The organism is Cricetibacter osteomyelitidis (assembly GCF_004340985.1).
In the GTDB taxonomy this organism is placed as follows: Bacteria; Pseudomonadota; Gammaproteobacteria; order Enterobacterales; family Pasteurellaceae; genus Cricetibacter; species Cricetibacter osteomyelitidis.
Map to the genome: position 1 here is coordinate 15,316 of NZ_SLYB01000012.1, position 16,223 is coordinate 31,538.

The following is a 16,223-nucleotide window of genomic DNA, read 5'->3' on the forward strand; positions in this document are numbered from 1 at the left end:
AAAGAATCGAGTATAAAATGAACACAAAAAGAATTAATCAAAGAGAAATCCCGGTATTGCCGCTACGTGATGTAGTGGTGTTTCCTTATATGGTGATGCCGTTATTTGTAGGACGGGATAAATCCATCCGTAGCCTTGATATGGCAATGGATACGGGCAAACAATTATTGCTGGTAGCTCAAAAACAAGCGGATGTGGAAGAACCGAATCTGGAAGACTTGCACCAAGTCGGGACAATTGTGAATATTATCCAATTGTTGAAACTGCCGGACGGTACGGTGAAAGTGTTGGTGGAAGGTCAGCAACGTGCCGAAGTGATGAAATTCTTTGATAATGGCGAATTATTTTCAGCGGTGATCGAACCTATCGAATCGGAATTTGGTGATGAAAAAGAACTGGAAGTGGCGAAAAATACCGCATTAACCGAATTTGAAAATTACGCAAAACTTAATGCCAAAGTGCAGCCGGAAGTGTTAAATGCTTTGCGTGTGATTCACGATCCGGAACGTTTAAGCGATACTTTAGCCGCTCATATTCCTGTGTCCGTGAAATACAAACAGGAAGTATTAGAAAAAGCTAATGTATTGGAACGCTTTGAGTTTTTAATCGGTTTGATGAATTCCGAACTGGACTTATTGAATGTGGAAAAACGCATTCGCGGTCGAGTAAAAGAACAAATGGAAAAAAATCAGCGTGATTATTATTTAAACGAGCAAATCAAAGCCATTCAAAAAGAGCTGGGTAACGAAAAAGAAAACGGCGTTGATGAAGTAGAAGAGTTACGCCAAAAAGCCGATGCCGCAGGAATGCCGAAAGAAGCCCGTGAAAAAGTTGAATCCGAATTGCAAAAACTCAAAATGATGTCACCGATGTCATCGGAAGCCACCGTAATTCGTGCTTATGTGGATTGGATGCTCCAAGTGCCGTGGCATAAACGCACGAAAGTGAAAAAAGATATTGCGAAAGCGCAAGAAGTGTTGGATGCGGATCATTATGGTTTAGAGCGAGTGAAAGAGCGTATTTTAGAATATCTCGCGGTACAAAGTCGTCTGAATCAAATTAAAGGTCCGATTTTATGTTTAGTCGGTCCACCGGGAGTAGGTAAAACTTCATTGGGCCAATCCATTGCTAACGCTACCGGTCGTAAATATGTGCGTATGGCATTAGGCGGAGTGCGTGATGAAGCGGAAATCCGCGGTCACCGTAAAACCTATATCGGATCGTTACCGGGTAAATTGATTCAAAAAATGGCAAAAGTCGGCGTAAAAAACCCGCTCTTTTTACTGGATGAAATTGATAAAATGGCATCCGATATGCGTGGCGATCCTGCATCAGCATTATTAGAAGTACTTGATCCGGAACAAAATACCCATTTTAACGATCATTATTTGGAAGTGGATTACGATTTATCCGATGTGATGTTTGTGGCAACATCCAATTCAATGAACATTCCGGGACCGTTATTGGATCGTATGGAAGTGATTCGTTTATCCGGTTATACGGAAGATGAAAAACTCAACATTGCCACTCGTCATTTGGTGGCAAAACAAATGGAACGTAACGGGTTGAAAAAAAGCGAACTCACCATTGAAGACAGTGCCATTATGGGGATTATCCGCTATTACACCCGAGAAGCCGGTGTGCGTGGTTTAGAGCGTGAAATCTCAAAAATCTGCCGCAAAACGGTGAAAAGTTTATTGTTGGATAAAAAATTGAAATCCATCACGGTAAATGAAGATAACCTGCACGATTTCTTGGGCGTAAAACGCTTTGAATTCGGTCGTGCGGACACGCAAAACCGTATCGGTGAAGTCACCGGTTTAGCCTGGACGGAAGTGGGCGGTGATTTACTCACTATCGAAACTGCTTCGGTGATTGGTAAAGGCAAACTCACTTTCACCGGTTCTCTTGGTGATGTGATGAAAGAAAGTATTCAAGCAGCGATGACAGTAGTGCGTGCTCGTGCAGAAAAACTTGGTATTGCCGAGGATTTCCACGAAAAACGCGATATTCACATTCATGTGCCGGACGGTGCGACACCGAAAGACGGTCCAAGTGCGGGAATTGCAATGTGTACGGCATTAGTCTCTTGCTTAACGGGTAATCCGGTGAAATCCGAAGTGGCAATGACCGGTGAAATCAGCTTACGCGGTAAAGTGTTGCCAATCGGCGGTTTGAAAGAAAAACTGCTGGCAGCGCACCGTGGCGGCATTAAAATCGTGTTGATTCCGAAAGATAACGTGAAAGACTTGGAAGAGATTCCGGATAATGCAAAAAATGCGTTAGATATTATCCCGGTAGAAACCATTGATGAAGTGTTGTCGATTGCATTGGAAAATCCGCCGGCAGGTGTTGAGTTTATTAAACTTAATCCAATTTCGCATTTACATACACCGACAGGACAGACGGCAGTAAACTAAAAGCGCGGTGAATTAATAGAAAATTTTATAAGCCACCTTGTGTCGTACCACCGGTGGCTTGTTTATTTCGCATAATCTCTTTATAATTTCAGCAATTTTTTTAAGACAAAAAGGCAATTTTATGGCAATTGAACAATTACACGGCATCAGTAAAACTTGGGTAAGTAAAGCGATTTTAGGCGTAATCGCGGTTTCTTTCGTAATTAGTGGTGTCGCCGGTTATATGTTTACTCAACAAGATACTTCCGCTGTGAAAGTGAATGGTGAAGAGGTTTCACAACGTTCCTTTCAACAAACTTACGAACAGCAATATCGTCAACAAAGTCAACAGCTTGGCGAGCAATTTGCCGCATTGGCAGACTCTCCGGAATTTACCACCGCACTTAGACAAAATGTACTGAACGAATTAATTAACCAAGAATTGCTGCGTCAATATGTGAAAGAGCTTAATTTAGATGTAAGTGATGAACATATAAAAATGGCCATTGTAAGTTCACCGATATTTCAGACTAACGGTAAATTTGATAACGCAAAATATCAACAATTGTTGACCGGTAACGGCATTACCGCAGAAACCTATGCGGGCTATATGCGTCAGGATTTGAAATTAACCCAATTACAAAACGGTATTTTAGCTTCTGATTTTGTGGCGCCCGCTCAAGCGGAAATGTTGGCAAAAGCTTTTTTCCAGGTGCGTAAAGTGCGTTTGGCTCAATTGCCTTTAGCTGCTGAAATCGCCAAACAAACAGTAACCGAGCAAGAAATGCAGGATTATTACAACAATAATAAAGCGGCATTTTTAGAACCGGAACAAGTTAAAGTGCAATATCTTGATTTAAATCGTAAAGCGTTGGAAGACAAAATCAAAGTAACAGACGTGGAAGTGGCTCAATATTATCAAGATAATAAGGCACAATATATGCAACAACATTTGGCTCACATTCAGTTAGCCAATGAGCAAGATGCAAACCGCATTTATCAAGATTTACAAAATGGCAGTGATTTTGCTGAATTGGCAAAAATTAATTCACAAGATAAACCGTCAGCAGTAAACGGCGGTGATTTAAGCTGGTTACCGGCAGGTGCACTACCGATGACTTTTGAAGCCGCAGCAAATAGCCTGGCGGTGGGGCAATACAGCCAACCGGTAAAAGTAGATAACAGCTATCACATCATCAAAGTATTAGAGCGTAAAGAACGCCCGTTAGATCAGGTAAAAGCAGAGATTACCACTAAAGTTCGCAATGATTTATTTGCCAATGAATTTTATAAAGTAGAAAAACAAGCGGATGAAAAAGCCTTTGAAGATCAAAGCAGTTTGAATGCTGCAGCACAGGCCGCGGGTGTGAAAATCAACGAAACCAGTTATTTCTCTCGCAACGATGTGCCGCAAGCGTTAAATTATCCGAATGTAGTTTCTAATATTTTTAGTGATAATTTAGTTAATGGCGGGGCAAACTCTAACGCGATCAGCGTGGGCGAGCAACATTCGGTCGTATTCCGCGTGGTGGATCACAAAGCCGAAGGTATTAAACCGTTTGAGCAGGCAAAAGCGGATATTGAATCCTATCTAAAACGCCAAAAAGCAGAAGCCGTTGTATTAACGAATGCCGCAGATGCAGTGAAAGCCTTAAGTGAAAATGCCGATGCAACAGTGGCAGGTGTCAGTTTTGGTGCGGAGCAACAATTCAGCTATATTAATGTGCAAGATCCGGTGTTAGCCAATAGTATTTTCACTATGTCTAAACCACAAAACGGCAAACCAACATTTCAAGCGGTAAGAAGCGGCAATGGCGATATTGCCATTGCAAAGTTAACCCAAGTGGATGAACCGACAATCAGCGAACAAGATATGACGTCCTTCACCGCACAATACGCTCAAATGCAACAGGCTGATATGTTCGCCCAATTATTACAAGCTCTACGAGCAAAAGCGAAAATTGAAGTGAATGAGAGCTTTATTAATCAAGCAAGTGAGTAATTACACTGAGTTTTGATAAGGAAGGCTTGAACCTTCCTTTTTATGAGAAATTTAAAATTCACTGGATTTCCACCGCACTTTATGGTATAAAACGCACCGTTATTTTGGCTTTTCAAAATAGCGGATGATTAATTTACTAAAACACATACATATCTGCACGGCAAATTGGGGTGCTTGGATCTTTGGATTGAGGTTCAATTTGTTTGATATGTAGAGGCTAAACCCAAATTAAATAAGGAAAAAATTATGGCACAAGTTTCAATGCGCGATATGCTTCAAGCTGGCGTTCATTTTGGTCACCAAACTCGTTACTGGAATCCAAAAATGAAATCTTACATTTATGGTCCGCGTAATGGTGTTCATATCATTAATCTTGAAAAAACCGTTCCAATGTTCAACGATGCGTTAAACGCATTAGGTCGTATTGCTCAAAACAACGGTAAAATTCTTTTTGTTGGTACAAAACGTGCAGCGGCCGAGTCAGTTCAAGCAGCAGCATTAGACTGTCAACAATTCTACGTGAACCATCGTTGGTTAGGTGGTATGTTGACTAACTGGAAAACAGTTCGTCAATCAATCAAACGTTTAAAAGATTTAGAAACTCAATCTCAAGACGGTACTTTCGATAAATTAACGAAAAAAGAAGCGTTAATGCGTACTCGTGAGATGGAAAAATTAGAATTAAGCCTTGGCGGTATCAAAGATATGGCCGGTCTTCCGGATGCGTTGTTCGTTATTGCGGCTGACCACGAACATATCGCAATCAAAGAAGCAAACAACTTGGGTATCCCTGTATTTGCTATCGTTGATACTAACTCCAGCCCGGACGGCGTTGATTACGTAATCCCGGGTAACGACGATGCAACCCGTGCAATCCAATTATATTTAACAGCGGCAGCCGCTGCGGTTAAAGAAGCAAAAGGTGCTAACACCGTTGCTGAAGCGGATTTTGTTGCAGAAGAAGCAGAGCAGGCAGCAGAATAATTCTGTAATGCTTAATAAGGCTGTCAGCCCTTATTAACCATCAAATACATAATGGGTTAGCAGGGGGCTTAAAAATAAGTTCCCTGCTTTTTTATCAAAAGTGCGGTCGAAAATCAGGCCGAACGGAAAGAGGATTTAAAAATGGCTGAAATTACAGCATCATTAGTAAAAGAATTACGTGATCGTACCGGTGCGGGTATGATGGAATGTAAAAAAGCGTTAGTAGAAGCAAACGGTGATATCGAATTAGCCATCGACAATATGCGTAAATCAGGCCAAGCGAAAGCCGCTAAAAAAGCGGGTCGTGTGGCAGCGGAAGGGGTGATCTTAGCTCGCGTTGCAAACGGTTTCGGTGCATTGGTTGAAATGAACTGTGAAACCGACTTCGTAGCAAAAGATGCCGGTTTCTTAGCATTAGCTAACGCAGTAGCAGATTTCGCCGTGGCAAACAAAGGTGTTACTATCGAGGCATTACAAGCACAATTTGAAGAACAACGTGCAGCATTAGTAGCGAAAATCGGTGAAAACATGAATATCCGTCGCGTTCAATTCTTAGATGGTGATTTAATCGCTTCTTACTTGCACGGTGCGAAAATCGGTGTATTAGTTGCCGGTCAAGGTTCTGAAGAAGAATTACGTAAAGTTGCTATGCATGTTGCTGCAAGCCGTCCAGATTATGTGAATCCGTCTGATGTACCTGCCGATGTGGTTGAACATGAGCGTCAAATTCAAGTGGATATCGCAATACAATCCGGTAAACCACGTGAAATCGCAGAGAAAATGGTTGAAGGTCGTATGAAAAAATTCACCGGCGAAGTTTCTTTAACCGGTCAGGCATTCGTAATGGATCCTTCACAATCAGTAGGTGACTACTTGAAATCTGTGAACAGCAGCGTTTCTAATTTCATTCGTTTTGAAGTGGGCGAGGGGATTGAGAAAGTAGAAACTGACTTTGCTGCTGAAGTTGCGGCAATGCAAAAAATCTAATTATTGATAGCAAAGGCGAGCGAAGTTCTCGCCTTTTCTTTGGATAAATTTCGTAGGGTAGAACAAATGAACGAAGCGAAATATAAACGAATTTTATTAAAATTAAGCGGCGAAGCATTACAAGGTGCGGAAGGATTCGGTATCGATCCGTCTATTCTTGATCGTATGGCAATCGAAATCAAAGAATTGCTGGCGATGGGCGTTGAAGTGGGCGTAGTGCTTGGCGGCGGCAACTTATTCCGTGGTGCAAAATTAGCGAAAGCCGGTATGAACCGCGTAGTAGGCGACCATATGGGGATGTTGGCCACTGTAATGAACGGTTTGGCGATGCGTGATGCGTTACACCGTGCCGATGTGAATGCAAAATTGATGTCGGCTTTTCAATTAAACGGTATTTGTGATACTTATAACTGGTCTGAAGCTATTAAGATGTTGCGTGAGAAACGTGTGGTGATTTTTTCCGGCGGTACAGGCAGCCCGTTTTTTACCACAGATTCAGCAGCTTGCTTACGCGGTATCGAAATCGAAGCGGATGTGGTGTTAAAAGCGACTAAAGTTGACGGTGTCTATGATTGTGATCCGGCTAAGAATCCGGAGGCGAAACTCTATCCGCAACTGACCTACGCTGAAGTTATCGATAAAGAATTACAAGTAATGGACTTAGCGGCATTTACCTTGGCTCGCGATCACGGCTTGCCGATTCGCGTATTCAATATGGGCAAACCGGGGGCGTTAAAACGTGTGATTACCGGTGAAGCGGAAGGTACATTGATTACCGAATAAAAACTTTTCAAATTTTGACCGCACTTTTCCAAGTGCGGTCATAATTCTCCGCAATATTCTATCAATCAAGTACTATCAAGCCTCGCTTTCATCATATTTATTGGTAATTTATATGTCTAAACTTTATATTTTTTTATTGTCACTAGTTCTTTTCATTCATCCTGCAAGTGCTCAACCAGTGAATTCGCCACTTTTTGAAGTTCCTAAAGATAATAGCATTACAGAAAACATGATTCATTCCGCAGAACAAGGGAATAAAACAGCACAATATACATTGGCAACGTTGTATTTTAATGGCGGAACAAGACTATTTCCCTTAGATTATGATAAAGCTCGATACTGGTATTTGAAAGCCGCAGAGCAAGGGCATACTTCGGCACAATTAATTCTTGCTCTTATTTATGAATTAGGATTTGATCTTGAACCGGACAAAGAACAAGCCTTACACTGGTATCAAGAAGTGCGAAAATCCGATCCTAGCATAATTGATGCAGAAAATAGTATAAAAAAAATACAACAAGCTGATTACAATGTAAGTCAAAAACAGTACGTAGTCGGTATGACATTCTTGGCATGGGCAGATGAAAATTCACAAAGGGAAAGTTCTTTTTTGCAAATAAGCAAGGATTTGTTAGTCCGTTCTGCCAGTCAAGGAAATTCAGATGCCCAGTATTATCTTGTATTACTTTGGGAAACAGGAAATAAATTAAATTTAGCTGCATCGGATGTCGCTCGTTGGGCATCACAGGTAACGGGAGATGGCAAGGCCTATGCCAAAAAAGTTTTGTCTGGCTTGTATTTAGCCGGAAATGGTGTTGAAAAAGATGAGAAAAAATCGTTTGAATTGTTACAACAGGCAACACAGCTGGATTCTAGTTATGTCCCCGCTTTGGCAAAATATTATTACAACGGCATTGGTACTCCAAAAAATGTAAATTACGCTTTAGAGTTATTAGAACAAAGAAGCGAAAATTCAGAAGCGTTATTCACGTTGGGTGCTTTTTATCATAGTGATCCTAAATTAAAAAATGAACAAAAGTCTTTTGAGTATATGGAACAGGCTGCTGATAAAGGACACCCTATTGCAATGTTATCTATTGGGCTTTTTTATTCTGAAGGCCTAGTTGTATCACGAAGTACGGCAGAAGCGATAAATTGGTTCAATAAAGCACAAGAGAAAGCTAAGGAAATGAATGCAATAAGTGCTCTTACAAAGTTCGTTGAAGATTCTGTTGAAGGTGTAGCAACTCGTAGTAATGCCAAAGCCGATGAATATTTTTCAAACGGCTTTTTATATCGCACTGCTTCATTTGTTAAACAAGATTTTACCAAAGCGAGATTTTTCTTTGAAAAAGCGGCAAAAGAGCATTATGCCCCTGCTTTATTTCATTTAGCTGAAATGTATGAATTGGGCGAAGGCGTAGAAATAGATCAAAAGAAAGCATTTGAGCTGTATCAACAAGCGGCAATACATGGTGATACGGAAGCCCAAGTAAAAGTAGCCGATTTTTATCGGAATGGTTTTGCTACTAATAAAAATATTAATAAAGCAAAAGAGTGGTATCAAAAAGCAGCTTTAGGAAAAGGTGAATTTGCAGAACAAGCCAAATTGATACTGAAAAATATGGATTAGTTGTAGTAAAAACGGAAAACAAAAGTTCTAGTCAAAATTCTCTAAATCAAGTAAAATCAAACCGTTTTATCTGTTTTTAACAAGAAGGATTACATTGTGATTAACGAAATCAAAAAAGATACGCAAGATCGTATGGAAAAAAGCCTTGAAGCTTTTAAACATCAAATTGCTAAAATCCGTACCGGTCGCGCTCATCCAAGTTTGTTGGATAGTATTCAAGTAGAATATTATGGTTCTGCCACGCCATTACGCCAAGTGGCTAACGTCGTGGCGGAAGATGCCCGCACTTTGGCAGTGACTGTGTTTGATCGTTCTTTGATTCAAGCGGTTGAAAAAGCGATTTTAACTTCTGATTTAGGGTTAAATCCGGCTTCTGCGGGAACGACTATCCGTGTACCGTTGCCACCGTTGACAGAAGAACGTCGTCGTGATTTAACTAAATTGGTTCGCGGTGAAGCGGAAGGGGCGAAAGTTGCCGTGCGTAACGTACGCCGTGATGCGAACGATCAAATTAAAGCATTGTTAAAAGATAAAGAAATCAGCGAAGACGAAGAACGTAAAGCACAAGATGAAATCCAAAAATTGACCGATATATTCGTGAAAAAAGTGGATGAAGTGTTAGCGGATAAAGAAAAAGAATTAATGGCGTTCTAGTTTAATTCTCTCCTGTTTACGAGAGAAGGTTTGTCAGTAATTAGAGACAGCAATATGCTGTCTTTACTTTATCTTTTGTTATTAAAAGTGCGGTCACAAAATAATGAAAATTCAAAATATTGTTATTCTCGGCTCTACCGGTTCTATCGGTGCCAGTACGCTTTCTGTGATTGAGCATAATCCTGAAAAATATCGGGCTTTTGCCTTAGTCGGCGGGCGGAATACGGATTTAATGCTGCAACAATGTTTGCAATTTCAACCGTCTTTTGCGGCATTGGATGATGAAAATGCAGCCAAAAAACTGGCGGAATTACTCAAAACCTACGGCAGTCACACTCAAGTATTAAGCGGTACACAGGCTATTTGTGAATTAGCGGCTCATCCTGAAGCGGATCAAGTAATGGCGGCAATTGTGGGAGCGGCCGGGTTATTGCCGACCTTATCAGCAATTAAAGCCGGCAAACGAGTGCTGTTGGCCAATAAAGAAACTTTGGTTACTTGTGGCGGCTTGTTTATCGATGAAGTGCGTAAGCACAACGCGCAATTATTGCCGGTGGATAGCGAACATAATGCTATTTTTCAATCCTTACCGCCGCAAGCTCAAACACAAATTGGTTTTTGTCCTTTGCAGGAATTAGGGATCAATAAAATTGTGTTGACCGGTTCCGGCGGCCCGTTTCGTTATACGGATTTAAGTGAATTTGCCAAGATCACACCGGAACAAGCCGTGGCTCATCCGAATTGGTCAATGGGTAAAAAAATCTCGGTGGATTCTGCCACTATGATGAATAAAGGCTTGGAATATATTGAAGCCCGTTGGCTGTTTAACGCATCCGCCGATGAGATGGAAGTAATTATTCATCCACAATCCATTATTCATTCTATGGTGCGTTATATGGATGGTTCAGTGATCGCTCAAATGGGTAATCCCGATATGCGAACCCCGATTGCAGAAACAATGGCGTATCCGCACCGCACTTTTGCCGGTGTTGAGCCGCTGGATTTCTTCAGAATCAAAGAGCTTACTTTTTTAGAGCCGGATTATCAGCGTTATCCTTGTTTGAAACTGGCAATGGATGCCTTTGCTGCGGGACAATATGCTACCACGGCGATGAATGCGGCGAATGAAATTGCGGTAGAGGCGTTTTTAAACCGCCGAATTAAATTTACCCAAATCGCTAAAGTCAATCAAATGACAGTAGAAAAAACACCAAGCCAGGCTATTCAAAGTATTGATGATGTGTTGGCGGTGGATAAAAATGCCCGCGAATTGGCAAAACAGATTATTTTAAGTTTATAACCTATTCCTTATAACTATGATATAGTGACGGAATATAAAAGAGCGGTCACTTTTAGAAAAATTTTATGACAGAACTGGATCAGGATAATATACCCCAACACGTTGCGATTATTATGGACGGCAACGGTCGTTGGGCAGAGCAGCAAGGCAAAATGCGAATTTTCGGCCACAAAAACGGTGTGGCAGCGGTGCGTCGAGCGGTGTCTTTTGCCCGTCAAAACGGCATTAAACTGTTGACGTTATACGCTTTCAGTAGTGAGAACTGGAATCGCCCGGAAGCAGAAGTGAGTGCCTTGATGACTTTATTTACGCAGGCATTGGATATGGAAGTGAAAAAACTGCATAAAAACAATATCCGCCTGAATATTATCGGCGATACCGTTCGTTTCAGTGAAAAGTTGCAGGCGAAAATCCGTAAAGCAGAACAATTAACGGAAAATAATACTGCATTGACACTCAATATTGCAGCCAATTACGGCGGCTGTTGGGATATAGTGCAAGCCGCCCGGCAGCTGGCTTCAGAAGTACAGCAAAATCAGTTGGCTACGGAAGATATTAATGAAGAACTTTTTCAAAAATATTTGGTCACAAAAGAGCAACCCCCGGTAGATTTATTGATCCGCACCAGTGGCGAACAGCGGATCAGCAATTTTTTATTGTGGCAAATCGCTTATGCTGAATTGTATTTTTCCGACGTATTATGGCCGGATTTTGACGAAAATGAATTTAAACAGGCAATGCTTGCCTATCAACAACGCAACCGTCGCTTTGGCGGATCAGAATAAGGAAAAATTGTGTTAAAACAACGAGTCATCTCAGCTATCGTGTTAATCGGCATTGTATTTGCCGCCTTGTTTTTATTTTCCCCTTTTGCTTTTGCTTTGGCTGTTGCGGTGGTTGTGGCTATTGGTGTATGGGAATGGACGCAATTCATGCAGTTTAAAATGCCTATCTGGCGTGGCATTATCACTGGTATTGCAGCCAGTTTTCTATTTTTATGGGTGTATGCGGAAGCGGATTTCTTAAATGCCGGACGAGTATTTGTGGATTTGGCTCAACCGATTTTATTGTCGGCAGTAATTTGGTGGTTTGCCGCATTAATTCTAGTGATATCTTATCCAAAATCAGCCGCACTTTGGGGAAAATCCCTTATTTTGCAATTTATTTTTGCCTTCTTTACCTTAGTTCCCTTCTTAATCGGTATCCTTTCTTTACGTTTGGATCACTATATTACTAACCCGACCTACGGTGTGATGCAGTTGCTTTATGTGTTTATTTTAATATGGGGGGCGGATTCCGGTGCTTATTTTGCCGGCCGGGCCTTCGGTAAACACAAACTAGCCCCGAAAGTTTCACCGGGTAAAACCTGGCAGGGCGTGTTTGGTGGGTTGGTCACGGCGGGTGTGATTGCCTATTTATTCTTACAATTTGCTTCGGTGGAGTTTGTTCAACAAATTAAATTAGGCGGTAAATTAACCTCATTCTTAGGGCTTTCTGTGGCGACGGTGGCGATTTCCGTATTGGGTGATTTAACAGAAAGTATGTTCAAACGCACCAGCGGCATTAAAGACAGTGGCAATATTATTCCGGGACACGGCGGCGTGTTGGATCGTATCGACAGTTTAACGGCAGCCGTTCCGTTCTTTGCGTATTTTTACTTTTTTGTGATTTAGGATAAATTATGTCGTTTTTATTGTCGCTCGCTTCATTTATTATTGTTATCGGCGTATTGGTGTCCGTACACGAATACGGGCATTTTTGGGCAGCGAGAAAGTGCGGTATAAAAGTACATCGTTTTTCTGTCGGTTTCGGTAAAGTCTTATGGTCGAAAACCGATAAACAGGGCACGGAATTTGCTCTATCAGCGGTGCCGCTGGGCGGGTATGTGAAAATGCTGGACGAACGTAATGAAACCGTACCGGAACATTTGAAATCCCAATCTTTCAACAGCAAAACGGTGGTACAACGTGCCTTTGTGAGCGTTGCGGGACCTGTCGCTAATTTTATTTTTGCCGTACTGGCTTATTGGGTAGTGTATTTAGTGGGAATCCCGACACTTAAACCAGTGATTGCCGAAGTTAAGCCCGATTCAATTGCGGCACGGGCGGACTTACCGCTGAATAGCCAAATTATTGCCATTGACGGTTCATCGACACCGGACTGGGAAACCGTGAATATGGTGCTTGCCACTAAATTGGGCAATGATCAGGTGAAAGTTGTTTTAGCACCGATGAATTTAGGATACGAAGAAGAAAAAACACTGGATTTGAGAAATTGGACTTTTGATCCTGAAGCGGAAAGTGCTTTCGGTTCTATGGGTATTGTGCCGGTGGGCAATAAAGTGGATATGACGTTATCTAAAGTTATTGACGATTCCGCGGCTGCTCAAGCGGGACTGAAAATCGGCGATAAACTAACCGCACTTAATCACCAATCGATTAGTTGGCAGCAATTTGTACAAGGTATTCAAAAAAGTAATGGCCAACCTTTATTAATTACGGTGGAACGAAACGGGCAGCAAATGGATTTTACCTTAACACCGCAGAAAGAAGATAATCGATGGGCTGTAGGTGTTGCACCGACCTTCGTTCCGGTTGCAGATGAGTATCGTACTGAATTAAAATATGGTATTCTTGAAGCCCTGCAAAAAGGTATTGAAAAAACAGGTCAACTCAGTTTAATTACGTTGAAAGTAATTGGTAAATTATTTACTGGTGATTTATCCCTGAATAATTTAAGTGGCCCGATTTCTATTGCCAAAGGAGCGGGGATGTCCTCAGAAATCGGTTTTATCTATTATCTGAGTTTTATGGCATTAATCAGTGTCAATTTAGGCATAATGAATTTATTTCCATTACCGGTGTTAGACGGCGGGCATTTATTGTTCTTGGCCGCTGAAGGTGTGATGGGAAAACCGTTATCGGAACGGATACAAGAAATTGCGTTTCGGATCGGTGCGGTATTATTGCTAATGCTGACGGCATTTGCGTTATTTAATGATTTTTTACGTTTGTAAATATTACATAGGATCATTGTTACAATGAAAAAACTTCTCATTGCCAGCCTGCTTGCAGGATCAACAACAGTGGCGTTTGCAGCGCCTTTTGTTGTACAAGACATTCGCGTGGACGGTGCGACACCAGAAACTCAACAACGTATTATTGCACAATTACCGGTTAAAGTCGGTCAACGTGCTACTGACTCGGATATGTCCACAATCGTGAGAAAATTATTCGCACAGAATTCATATGATGATGTGCAGGTCTCTCGTGATGGCAATACGTTAGTGGTTAAAGTAATGGAAAAGCCGGTTATTTCCGATATTGAAATTACCGGTAATAGTGCAGTGCCTACCGAGGCGTTAAAAGAAAATCTGACATCAAACGGATTAGGTGTGGGCAGTACATTAAACCGAGCAAAATTAGAAGCATTCCGTCAAGGTTTATTGGAGCACTATAAAACGACCGGTCATTACAATGCAACGGTGGATACCGAATTAGAAAACGTGGACGGCAATCAAGCAAAATTAAAATTAGTCATTAAAGAAGAAGACAGTGCCGATTTAGAATCGATCACCTTTAACGGCAATACGGTATTTGATTCCGATGACTTAAAAGATGAAATGGAATTGAGCGAAAATGCCTGGTGGAAGCTGTGGGGATATCGCTTTTCACAACAAGAATTTGATAAAGATTTGCAAGCTTTAACGGATTACTACGCTAATCGTGGTTATCCCAAGTTCCGTATTACCGGTACCGATGTGAAATTAAGCGATGATAAAACCAAAGCGGATGTGACTATTAATGTAAGCGAAGGTGCACTTTATACCGTAAAACAAGCCCGTATTGTTGGGAATACGGCAGGTATGGGCGAACAATTAGCCCCGTTATTACAAGCAATTAACCTTGGTGCTCCGTTTGACGGTGCAGATGTCAAAGCGGTAGAAGCGAATATTAAATCCGTATTGGGTAATCGCGGCTATGCTATGGCTCAAGTGCAGATTGCGCCGGAATTTGATGATGTAAACCATACTGTTAATATTACTTATGTGGTAGATGCAGGGCGTCGTTATACGGTACGTCAAATTCGTTTTGAAGGTAATGATGTGAGTGCAGATTCAACCTTACGTCAAGAAATGCGCCAACAAGAAGGTACATGGTTATCTTCTAACTTGATTGAGTTAGGCAAAATCCGTTTGGATCGTACCGGTTTCTATGAAAGTGTGGAAACCCGTAACGAAGTGGTACAGGGTACCGATGATCAGCTGGATGTGATTTATAAAGTCAAAGAGCGTAATACAGGTAGTATCAACTTAGGTATCGGTTATGGTACGGACAGTGGTTTAAGTTATCAAGCAAGCATTAAACAAGATAACTTCTTGGGTAAAGGTTCAACCATCAGTTTGGGCGGTTCTCGTAATGATTATGGTACAAGCGTGAACTTAGGTTATACCGAACCGTATTTCACTAAAGACGGAGTGAGTCTGGGCGGTAATATTTTCTATGAAACTTACGATAACTCCGATAATGATACAACAGCAAGTTATAAACGTAAAACCTACGGTATTAATGCAACTTTAGGCTTCCCGGTGAATGAAAATAACTCATTCTATCTCGGTTTAGGTTATACCCATAATAAATTAAGTAACATCTATCCGGAATATAACCGTATGTTATATTTGAGTTCCATGGATTTCAATGAATGGAAATTTAAAGCTGATGATTTCGATTTCTCATTTGGTTGGAACTATAATAGTTTAAACCGCGGTTATTTTCCGACCTCTGGTACTAAAGCGAATATCGGTGCACGTGTAACTATTCCTGGCTCAGATAATAAATATTATAAATTAAGTGCCGAAGCTCAAACTTACTATCCGTTAACGCGAGATCAAGACTGGGTGTTAAGCGGTAAAGTATCAGCTGCTTATGCAAATGGTTATGGTGGCAAAGTATTGCCGTTCTATCAAACTTATAGTGCCGGGGGTATCGGCTCCTTACGTGGTTTCGCCTCAGGCGGTATTGGTCCGCACGCAATTTATATGTCATCGAAAAATTATTCATCCGGTAACTGTGTGGGAGTAAATACTAATACAGCCTGTTATGATACCCCTGATGACGATGTAGTTGGCGGTAATGCAATGACAACGGCCAGTATGGAATTGATTGTTCCGACTCCGTTTGTGGCAGATAAAAATCAGATCAACGTACGTACATCTATCTTTGTGGATGCAGCGAGCGTTTGGAATACTAAATGGAATAAATCCACTTATTCAAGTTTGCCGGATTATAGTGATCCAAGCCGTGTACGAGCATCGGTCGGTGTAGGTTTCCAATGGCAGTCGCCAATCGGTCCGCTGGTATTCTCTTATGCCAAACCGATCAAAAAATATGAAGGTGATGACATTGAGCAATTCCAATTTAGTATTGGTGGTACATTCTAAACCAGAACTTATGTTATAATAATATGTCAAACAATCTATCG

General features: G+C 41.3%; 12 protein-coding genes. All 12 read left to right on the forward strand.

Annotation, left to right across the window (positions count from 1 at the left end; translation table 11 throughout):
• Positions 1–17 precede the first annotated feature (17 nt).
• The 12 genes from lon (at position 18) to bamA (ending at position 16,182) form a co-directional block, all read left to right on the forward strand.
• The gene (gene lon, locus EDC44_RS07040) at positions 18–2,420 is read left to right on the forward strand and encodes an endopeptidase La (RefSeq protein WP_131976767.1); all 2,403 of its coding nucleotides are present in this window, start codon (positions 18–20) and stop codon (positions 2,418–2,420) included.
• Between the two features lie 121 nt (positions 2,421–2,541).
• On the forward strand, positions 2,542–4,401 hold the full coding sequence (ppiD, locus tag EDC44_RS07045) for a peptidylprolyl isomerase (RefSeq protein ID WP_131976770.1): 1,860 nt from the start codon (positions 2,542–2,544) through the stop codon (positions 4,399–4,401).
• 246 nt (positions 4,402–4,647) lie between these two features.
• The gene (rpsB, locus tag EDC44_RS07050) at positions 4,648–5,385 is read left to right on the forward strand and encodes a 30S ribosomal protein S2 (RefSeq protein ID WP_131976772.1); all 738 of its coding nucleotides are present in this window, start codon (positions 4,648–4,650) and stop codon (positions 5,383–5,385) included.
• A 141-nt stretch (positions 5,386–5,526) separates the two neighbouring features.
• On the forward strand, positions 5,527–6,372 hold the full coding sequence (gene tsf / locus EDC44_RS07055; protein WP_131976774.1) for a translation elongation factor Ts: 846 nt from the start codon (positions 5,527–5,529) through the stop codon (positions 6,370–6,372).
• A gap of 66 nt (positions 6,373–6,438) precedes the next feature.
• Entirely contained in the window at positions 6,439–7,155 is a 717-nt protein-coding gene (gene pyrH / locus EDC44_RS07060; protein ID WP_131976776.1) for a UMP kinase, read from the forward strand.
• Between the two features lie 112 nt (positions 7,156–7,267).
• On the forward strand, positions 7,268–8,788 hold the full coding sequence (locus tag EDC44_RS07065; RefSeq protein ID WP_131976778.1) for an SEL1-like repeat protein: 1,521 nt from the start codon (positions 7,268–7,270) through the stop codon (positions 8,786–8,788).
• A 96-nt stretch (positions 8,789–8,884) separates the two neighbouring features.
• Positions 8,885–9,442, forward strand: coding sequence for a ribosome recycling factor (gene frr / locus EDC44_RS07070; RefSeq protein ID WP_131976780.1), 558 nt, complete (start codon positions 8,885–8,887; stop codon positions 9,440–9,442).
• A gap of 103 nt (positions 9,443–9,545) precedes the next feature.
• A complete protein-coding gene (gene ispC / locus EDC44_RS07075; protein ID WP_207896746.1) occupies positions 9,546–10,742 on the forward strand; it encodes a 1-deoxy-D-xylulose-5-phosphate reductoisomerase in 1,197 nt (398 codons plus the stop codon).
• Between the two features lie 65 nt (positions 10,743–10,807).
• Positions 10,808–11,527: a polyprenyl diphosphate synthase gene (gene uppS / locus EDC44_RS07080; RefSeq protein WP_131976784.1), complete on the forward strand. Its 720-nt coding sequence runs from the start codon at positions 10,808–10,810 to the stop codon at positions 11,525–11,527.
• Between the two features lie 9 nt (positions 11,528–11,536).
• The gene (locus EDC44_RS07085) at positions 11,537–12,415 is read left to right on the forward strand and encodes a phosphatidate cytidylyltransferase (RefSeq protein WP_131976786.1); all 879 of its coding nucleotides are present in this window, start codon (positions 11,537–11,539) and stop codon (positions 12,413–12,415) included.
• Between the two features lie 8 nt (positions 12,416–12,423).
• Entirely contained in the window at positions 12,424–13,758 is a 1,335-nt protein-coding gene (gene rseP / locus EDC44_RS07090; protein WP_131976788.1) for a sigma E protease regulator RseP, read from the forward strand.
• A 24-nt stretch (positions 13,759–13,782) separates the two neighbouring features.
• Positions 13,783–16,182: an outer membrane protein assembly factor BamA gene (gene bamA / locus EDC44_RS07095; protein WP_131976790.1), complete on the forward strand. Its 2,400-nt coding sequence runs from the start codon at positions 13,783–13,785 to the stop codon at positions 16,180–16,182.
• The last annotated feature ends 41 nt before the right edge of the window (positions 16,183–16,223 follow it).

Bases quoted from the DNA above. Each gene is read 5' to 3' on its own strand.
- ispC (WP_207896746.1), top strand. From the start codon at position 9,546: ATGAAAATTCAAAATATTGTTATTCTCGGCTCTACCGGTTCTATCGGT.
- pyrH (WP_131976776.1), top strand. From the start codon at position 6,439: ATGAACGAAGCGAAATATAAACGAATTTTATTAAAATTAAGCGGCGAA.
- lon (WP_131976767.1), top strand. From the start codon at position 18: ATGAACACAAAAAGAATTAATCAAAGAGAAATCCCGGTATTGCCGCTA.
- ppiD (WP_131976770.1), top strand. From the start codon at position 2,542: ATGGCAATTGAACAATTACACGGCATCAGTAAAACTTGGGTAAGTAAA.
- uppS (WP_131976784.1), top strand. From the start codon at position 10,808: ATGACAGAACTGGATCAGGATAATATACCCCAACACGTTGCGATTATT.
- rpsB (WP_131976772.1), top strand. From the start codon at position 4,648: ATGGCACAAGTTTCAATGCGCGATATGCTTCAAGCTGGCGTTCATTTT.
- bamA (WP_131976790.1), top strand. From the start codon at position 13,783: ATGAAAAAACTTCTCATTGCCAGCCTGCTTGCAGGATCAACAACAGTG.
- tsf (WP_131976774.1), top strand. From the start codon at position 5,527: ATGGCTGAAATTACAGCATCATTAGTAAAAGAATTACGTGATCGTACC.
- rseP (WP_131976788.1), top strand. From the start codon at position 12,424: ATGTCGTTTTTATTGTCGCTCGCTTCATTTATTATTGTTATCGGCGTA.
- EDC44_RS07065 (WP_131976778.1), top strand. From the start codon at position 7,268: ATGTCTAAACTTTATATTTTTTTATTGTCACTAGTTCTTTTCATTCAT.